The following is a 7,327-nucleotide window of genomic DNA, read 5'->3' on the forward strand; positions in this document are numbered from 1 at the left end:
AGGGATGGCGGGTGAATCACAAGAAGGTCCGCCGCCTCATGCGCGCGCATGACCTGCAGCCGCGTGTTCGCCGCCGCTACGTCACGACCACCGACAGCGATCACGACAGCCCGATCTTCCCGAACTTGGCCCGGGACATCGTGCCGAACGGGCCCGATCAGCTCTCTCGTCGCGGATCTGACCTACGTCGCGGTAACGGGCGGCTTCGTCGACGTCGCGATCATCCTGGATGCCTGGTCGCGCCGCGTGGTCGGCTACGCACTCGGTTGGTCGGTCGATCGATGCCCGCCTGACCCTCGCGGCTCTGAGCGCGGCGATCGAGCGGCGTCGGCCGGCACCGGGACTGACACACCACACGGACCGCGGCAGTCAATACGCTGCCGAGGCCTATCGGAAGGTGTTGGTCGAGCACGGGATTATCGGTTCGATGGGCCGGCGCGGCAATCCCTACGACAACGCCAAGGCCGAGAGCTTCATGAAGACGCTCAAGGTCGAGGGGGTGTACCCGATGGCGTTCGAGACCTTCGCCGATGTCGCAGCCGAGCTACCCCGCTTCATCGACGAGGTCTACAATACCAAGCGGCTGCACTCCGCGCTCGGGTATCTCAGCCCCGTGCAGTTCGAGGAGCAACACGCCCGGCCGACGGTCAAAACCGCCGCCTGATCGTGCCCACCGTCAGGGGCCCACTCCACAGGCCGGTCGCTTTCAGAACCGCATGGGCGAAGCGCCTATCGATGTGACCGCATGCGAAAGGATGCGGGGGCCGGTGTCGACAAGCCGGAAGACATCGGCGGTTGTCCGTCGCACCCCGCGTCAGAACATCCACCGGAAGGCGCGCCGGATGCGCGCACGTCCCATCCGGCCATCACGCAGATGGTACCGAAAGAGCTTTTGCAGGGCGTAGACCGCGAGGTCGTATTCGGTGCCGCATTGCACGGCGCGCGCCTTGGGCAAGGCGCTGCCCGCGACGAGATAGCCGAAGGTTCCGCGATCCGCGCCGTAGGCGAGGCAGAGCAGGTTGTAGAGGCGCTGGGCGGTCAAGCTGTGATCGTCGGCGAGCACGGCTTGGTCGAGCGTCTCCTCGGCAGCTTGGCTGCGAAAGAGGTAGGCGATGCCGTCGATCGCGCGCCGGGCCTGCACGGGCGGCAGTTCGAGCAGCACCAGGGCGGCGAATTGATCGGCCGCGTCCTCCTCCCGACCGAGCACCGGCACATCGAGGAGATCGTACAAGGCATGCCCGAGTTCGTGGAGAAAGACCTGCGCGATGGGTCCGAAGATCGCGTCGCGCCGGGTCACGCCGGTCTCGGACCGGATCTTGGAGGCCCGGTCCGCGACATCCCGAACGTACTCGTAGCAAACCGTCAGGGTCCGGGTCTCGGGGGCGTACCACGCGTTGGGTTCGCCGCCGCAGACCGACAGGCGGAGCGTGAGCGAGTGCGGCAGGCGCACGCCCCTGACGATCCCCCGCAACCCTTCCAGCACGCGGCGTGCCTTCAGGTCGCGGTAGATCGCGTGCGTCTCGGCCTGCTGAGGCCGCTGATAGACGATCTGGATCCCCGCTCCCGAGAGCCGGTCCGCGCGGACCGGGAGCGCGCTGACGACGAGTGCAAGGCTGGCTACGCGGACGACGGCGGACCGCATCTGGCGTGCTCTGGACTGTTCCCGTCACTGGGACAGGACGCGCACGATCCGGCGGGAATCGAGATCGACGACCACGGCCTTGTCATCCGGCGAGATGAAATACCCATAATAGCCAGACGGGTTCAGGCCCGGGATCGACTGATTGCGGAAGGACCCCATCTCGATCCAGGACGGGACGGAGCTGCCGATGCCGACCCGGCGGCCGATTCCATTTTCGACCGTGTAGCGCGGCCCCGCTTCGAACAGGGCCGCGACCGTGACGGGTTTCCCCCCGACCTCGATCTGTCCGGTCATCGGACCGCGCGGGTTGACCTGGAGGACGAGCGGCTGCGCCTGGACCGCTGTCGCAGCCAGTGCTGCCAGCCCACAGAAAACGACCCGCACGATCATTCGAGGCGTGCTCCGAGGCAGATCTGAGAGATCGGTTTTCATGTAAACCTCCTGCCTATGACGGTGGTGCGAACGGGTCCACGCAGTCCCAGGAAGAATAAGTGCTTCCCTCCGGCCTGCTTGATCGAACGCGACCTGGATCGCGCTGAGCGGACCGAACCCACGCCGGCACACGAAGGTTGATCGCGAACCCATTCGTGCGCGCGTGCCTCCGCAGCGGAAGCACCGGCCCAGTCCACCGCCGGCCGGGGAACGGGCGCGGCCGGAGCCTCGTCCTCCGAGCATGGCCCGTCCCGTTCTCCCGTCCCGCGCCCCCACGATCTCTTCCGCGCTCGGCCTCTCCGCTTCGGCGCCCCCGCCTCTGGTTCAGGCTGCCTCTCGGGAACGAGCCCGACCCGGATCCGACCGGCCGGGTGAATTCCAGGTCGCGGACCGCCCTCGGCGCGCCGTGCCGGGAAGGCGGCACGAAGAAATCACCAGGCAACGGGAGCGCCTGTCTCATCCAAACAAGCGTCGAGGCCACGGGAGGGTATTGTCCTGACAGGTTTCCCGAGGGCTTCGGCGCCTCCGAGATTCCGACACCCCGAAGATATTGCTGATTGATACTTGGCCTGCGCGGCGGCTTGCCGTGGTGGGAGGCTTCTTGCCGTGACGATCGTCAGTGCCAATGGGTACGGCGCGCGTCGCTGCGCCCCGCTCACCGTCGCCGCAACCGGATCGGCGATCCGGTGCAGTGATCGACCATCCGAACGACCTCGGACCCCGCAGAACAATGAGGAGGAGCGACGAAATGGCCGAAACACGCGGAACGGCCGGCACGCCGAGGAAAGGCCGTGGCCACGGCGGGCAGCGCCTACCTCCGCAACCGGCAACGCGTCCGGAGCGCCTGGCCTTCACCCTCGACCTGAATACTGGCCAGATCATTCGCGTCGAGGGCGTAGATGCCGAGAATATGCGCCACGACCTCTCCCAGACGGAGATGACCGTCCTGCGGAGCGACACGGGGCGGCCACGGGTCGAGACCCTGCTGGAAGAAGCCTTCGAGGCTGGCATCGCCTGCATCCTGGGCGGCGGCTCCGACGAAACGACTGAAACGGATGGCGACGCTGGTCTCCGGCAGATGATCCTCAAGCCGCTGATGGATGACAGCGCGGCGGCACGCTTGATGAAAAGCGATGTCCTCGATCAAGCGATCGTCGAGACTTTGATCGAGCACGCGCTCATCGCGCGTCGCGCCGCGCCAAAAGGCGAACCGCAAGATTCAAGTTCCAACGGCTCCGCTTCAACGCATTGAGCAGCCATACGCGAGAAGGAGATTGTTATGACAGTGGCACTTCGTGACGATGACTTCGCCCACGTCCTCATCGGAAGCCGGCTCCTGCGTCGGAACCGGATACGGCGCCTTCTCCTCGCTCACCTGCTGCGCGAGAAAGGCGCGGGCGAGGGGGAGGATAGCTTCGCGGAAGATATGGAGGATGAAGACGAGGGCGATGACGAGAGCGGTATCCTCCGCATGCCCTTGGCCAGCCGCGTGGCACGCAGACACCGGATGCGTCGACAGTTGCTGGCGCATCTCCTGCGCGAAAAGGACAGCGAGAGCGACGAGGACGAAACGGAATCGTCCGGCGAGGAAGACGAGGACGACGAGGACGCGGAGCGCCGCATTCTTCGCTTGCTGATCGCGAGTCGCATCCTGCAGCGTCGCCGCGTCCGCCGGGTCCTGCTGGCCCGCCTCCTGCGGGCGAGGCGCGCCGGCGAGGACGAGGAGGAGTTCGGCGAGGGCGAGACCGGCGAAGCCGAGGAGGGCAGCGAAAAGGAGCGTCGCCTCATCCGTCTTCTCATCGGCAGTCAGATCCTGCGCCGGCGGCGCGCCCGACAGATGTTGCTCGCCCATCTCATGCGCGAAAGGCGCGCCGGCGCAGAGACCGGCGAGGACGAGGAGTCGGGCGAGGACGAGGACGAGGATGTCGGCGAAACCGAGGACGGCAGCGAAAAGGAGCGTCGGATCCTGCGTCTCCTGATCGGCAGCAATGTCCTGCGCCGGCGGCGTATCCGGCGTATGGTCCTGGCCCACCTCCTGAACGAGCGCCGCAAGGCGGCGTGAATACCGACGCGAATCCGTCGCTGTCGAACCGGGGCCGAAGGGAAATCCTTCGGCCCCGTTGCGTCCTCAAACCCCCGCGGATTGTCGTTCGGCCTCCGACCTCGACGTTTGGACGAACGCGTGCCGCCGACAGAGCGACCAGCATCCGACGGACTTCCTCACCCTGACCGATTTCGCGGCGGCCGCTTGCTCCTTTCGGGTCCGCTAGGTTCCCGATCCGCTCGCAGCACCCGGCCGACTGGACGAGCGGACCCCTGATTTTCGATCTCGGGCGTCCGTGCGCCCATCCATCGAAGTGGATGCGCCGCAAGGAAGAGGTGACCGGACAGAGCATGGCACCGGCAGAGCAATCAGCGGGCCTCCCTCACTTCTCCCTGCTCGGCGGTCCCCTGCATCGGTTCGGCACCCAACTCGGCCTCGTCCGTGCCGACACCAACACCCTTCCGTTGGGAATGGTCATCGGCGCGATCCTGGGTGGTGTTTGGGTGATCCTGAATCTGACGCGGGGAGAAAATCCGTTCGTCCTGTCGAACGCGGCAACGCTGACACGCCTGTTCCTCGCCATCCCGCTTCTCTTTTTGAGCGAAACGATCCTCGGCCCACGCCTGACACAGTTCATTGGTTCGGTCGTGCGGTCGGGGATCGTGCCCGGTGAGGCCTTGCCGAGGTTTTCGGCACTGATCAAACGTGTCACGGACCGTCAGAACGGCTGGGTACCGGATGTCGTGTGTCTGGCGGGCGCACTGACGCTGACATGGATCATGCCACAGCTGCGCGGATTGAGGCTGAATTGGGGAGTTCAGGATCCGATATTCGTAGCACCGACACTCGCGCAAGGGTGGTATTGGATCGTCTGCCTCACGGTGTTTCGCTTTCTCCTGTTGCGATGGGTTTGGCGCCTCTGCGTATGGACGTTCGTGCTCTGGGTGCTGTCGAGAATGCCCTTGCGACTCCAGCCCAGCCATCCGGACGGCGTCGCTGGATTGGGCAATCTCGAAGTCGTGCACGAGCATTTCGCACCGTTGATTCTGAACATTTCCGTGGTGCTCGCGTCTTCCTTCGCCGTCGACATTGCGGCCGGGACGCTGACTGTCGAGGAGGTCTATCCCCGTCTCGGCGTTGTCCTGATACTCGATGCCGTCCTCTTCATCGGGCCGCTGATGTTCTTTCTTCCCAAACTCGCCGCCTGTCGCGTTCAGGGCATCATCGACTACGCGGATTTGTCGGAGCGATACGCTCGCACATTCGAGGCGAAATGGTTTCACACTCGGAGCCCCACCAACGAGCCGCTCCTCGGCAGCCCGGACATTCAATCGCTCGCCGACCTCGGCGCGGGCTTCAATCGGGTGCGGGACATGCGTTGGGTGCCGATGGGCAAGGCCCTCCTGGTTCGCCTGATGATCGCGGCGATACTGCCGTTTCTACCATTGCTGCTGTTCAAATATCATATCATTACTCTATCGACCAAATTGATCACGCGACTGATTGGTCTTTGATCGCTGGCGAACAGGATCACGGGGGATCCTGCGCCGCCTTCCTGTGATCGGCGTCACGCAGCGGTCGGTCACGCCGAGCGCATCGCCGTCTCGGCGATGATCGAGCAGGGGGGCGGATCGATCTGGGGCGATCTCGGTGGACGCGGGCTGTGGCTCCCCATGGGCCGAACGTCAGGCCGACGGCCCGCTTCGCGGGGGGATCGGCGTCCACACCATCGACGGAATCCCCGTCATCGCCCGCCGTTGGTCGATTTCCTGAACAGTCTGCCTGGCCGAGACCGTGAGGCCTGGCTCGCCAGCATTTCTACTGTTCTTGCGCTGTTCGCTGGCGTCGACGCATACGTCGAGACCGCCAGAGCCATCTTCGACCACGCCGATCCCGGGCCCAAGCCCCGACGGCCTCGTCATCGGAGTGCAGACCGCATGACAGTCGCGGTGCGGCTCAAAGGTTTTTCCAGGGTTGGCTTAGCCTCGGCAGCCTTGACCTGCGGCGCCGTCCAGAGCGGCGCCGAGATCGTCAGGTACGCGGCCGTTCCAGCGAACCGGTTCTTGACGTCGAACTCCCGGAAAAACGGACATTGGCGGAAACTGGAACGCCGTTCAGCTTGAACGTGTATCCGATCTGTGCGCCGAGCGACGTCGCCCGCCCCTTGAACGGTCCGATACGGTCTCCGGAGCCACTGTCACCCGTGATTTGTTTGTAATAATAGCCGACGAGACCGACCGAAAGCTCTTTGCTCAAATACTTTGACGCCGACCATTCGAGGTGAAACTCAGTGCCAGTGAGATACTGGGTCGCCGGGTTGATCCAGTTGAAGGTGATGCCCGGCACAATCGAGAGTTCGTATCCGACAATCGGGTCAAGGTAGGTAAGCGCGCCGCTGAGATCGATCGCCGGGCGATTGAGCGCGAGGTTCGACAACTGGCCGGACTCGTAGGAACCGGACGGCACAACGCCGAGGAGGGTGCCGGTCCAGTGGAAATTGCCGGAGTGCCAGCCGACGAACGAGGCGAGATAGATGTCGCCGACGTTGAAGGCGGCGTCGTGCTCGCGCCCGACAATGGTGCGATCGATGCGCGGCGACGACAGGACCGCTCCGGCGCCCACGTTGGGGGTGCCGAACGGGATCGTCAGGGAAAAGCCGAGGTTTCCTCCTAAGATTTCGACTGGCGTGACCCAGACCGGCGTCACGAAGTTCGCGCTCGTGTCGAGCTTGACGTTCGCGGCAACGATGCCGCCGCTCTGGAAAGTGCGGCTGCCGGTGAGATTGCCCGAATAGTAGTATGTTTCGTTTTCGAAGTAGAAGCCGGGCGGCGGTGTGACGCCCGCAAGCGCACCACGATTGCCGAGAACGTAGACGCCCTGAGCGGATTCGGCGGCCTGTGCGGCCGGTGCCGCGAGAAACCCCATGCCAAAGACAAGGGCGTACCCGGCCTTCCGCCATCGCTCGAGCATGGGCGACCCTCCAAAGCCAAAACCAGACACTGGGGTTTCAAATCTCGGATTACTTGTCAGAGTTCAATATATTCTGGACTGTGTCTCCGTCTATATCATATGTCATATGACGGGCATCGCCGATTGGAAACCTGATTCAACTGGGTTTCGATCCGATTGGCGTGAAGGCGCTATAGCTGTTGTGACCCTGACCCAGGGAATTGGTCCGCACTGAGCGCAGGTTTTTGGGCATCCTGACC

General features: G+C 64.3%; 8 protein-coding genes. 5 read left to right on the top strand and 3 right to left on the bottom strand.

All coding sequences use genetic code 11. The annotated features are described in order from the left end of the window. The first annotated feature begins 11 nt into the window (after positions 1-11). Both K2X24_RS24340 and K2X24_RS01185 read left to right on the top strand, forming a co-directional pair. A complete protein-coding gene (locus K2X24_RS24340) occupies positions 12-293 on the top strand; it encodes a hypothetical protein (RefSeq protein WP_366934423.1) in 282 nt (93 codons plus the stop codon). After that, on the top strand, positions 230-664 hold the full coding sequence (locus K2X24_RS01185; RefSeq protein WP_292493921.1) for an integrase core domain-containing protein: 435 nt from the start codon (positions 230-232) through the stop codon (positions 662-664). Before K2X24_RS24340 ends, K2X24_RS01185 begins: the two co-directional genes overlap by 64 nt. Positions 665-814: 150 nt before the next feature. Here the strand turns inward: K2X24_RS01185 and K2X24_RS01190 are convergent, their stop codons facing one another. Together K2X24_RS01190 and K2X24_RS01195 are read right to left on the bottom strand one after the other, a co-directional pair. Further along, on the bottom strand, positions 815-1,642 hold the full coding sequence (locus K2X24_RS01190; RefSeq protein WP_292493923.1) for a DUF4344 domain-containing metallopeptidase: 828 nt from the start codon (positions 1,640-1,642) through the stop codon (positions 815-817). A 24-nt stretch (positions 1,643-1,666) separates the two neighbouring features. Continuing rightward, on the bottom strand, positions 1,667-2,074 hold the full coding sequence (locus tag K2X24_RS01195; protein ID WP_292493925.1) for a hypothetical protein: 408 nt from the start codon (positions 2,072-2,074) through the stop codon (positions 1,667-1,669). Between the two features lie 748 nt (positions 2,075-2,822). Between K2X24_RS01195 and K2X24_RS01200 the strand changes: the two genes are divergently transcribed. The 3 genes from K2X24_RS01200 to K2X24_RS01210 all read left to right on the top strand — a co-directional run bounded on the left by K2X24_RS01200 (position 2,823) and on the right by K2X24_RS01210 (position 5,632). Next, complete coding sequence (locus tag K2X24_RS01200) at positions 2,823-3,326, top strand: hypothetical protein (protein WP_292493926.1); 504 nt, start codon at positions 2,823-2,825, stop codon at positions 3,324-3,326. Between the two features lie 27 nt (positions 3,327-3,353). Further along, entirely contained in the window at positions 3,354-4,136 is a 783-nt protein-coding gene (locus K2X24_RS01205; RefSeq protein ID WP_292493928.1) for a hypothetical protein, read from the top strand. A 299-nt stretch (positions 4,137-4,435) separates the two neighbouring features. After that, positions 4,436-5,632: a hypothetical protein gene (locus tag K2X24_RS01210; RefSeq protein ID WP_292493930.1), complete on the top strand. Its 1,197-nt coding sequence runs from the start codon at positions 4,436-4,438 to the stop codon at positions 5,630-5,632. A gap of 517 nt (positions 5,633-6,149) precedes the next feature. Here the strand turns inward: K2X24_RS01210 and K2X24_RS01215 are convergent. Next, positions 6,150-7,088: a transporter gene (locus K2X24_RS01215; RefSeq protein ID WP_366934422.1), complete on the bottom strand. Its 939-nt coding sequence runs from the start codon at positions 7,086-7,088 to the stop codon at positions 6,150-6,152. Between the last annotated feature and the right edge of the window lie 239 nt (positions 7,089-7,327).

This window comes from Methylobacterium sp. (assembly GCF_019750675.1).
Taxonomy (GTDB): Bacteria; Pseudomonadota; Alphaproteobacteria; order Rhizobiales; family Beijerinckiaceae; genus Methylobacterium.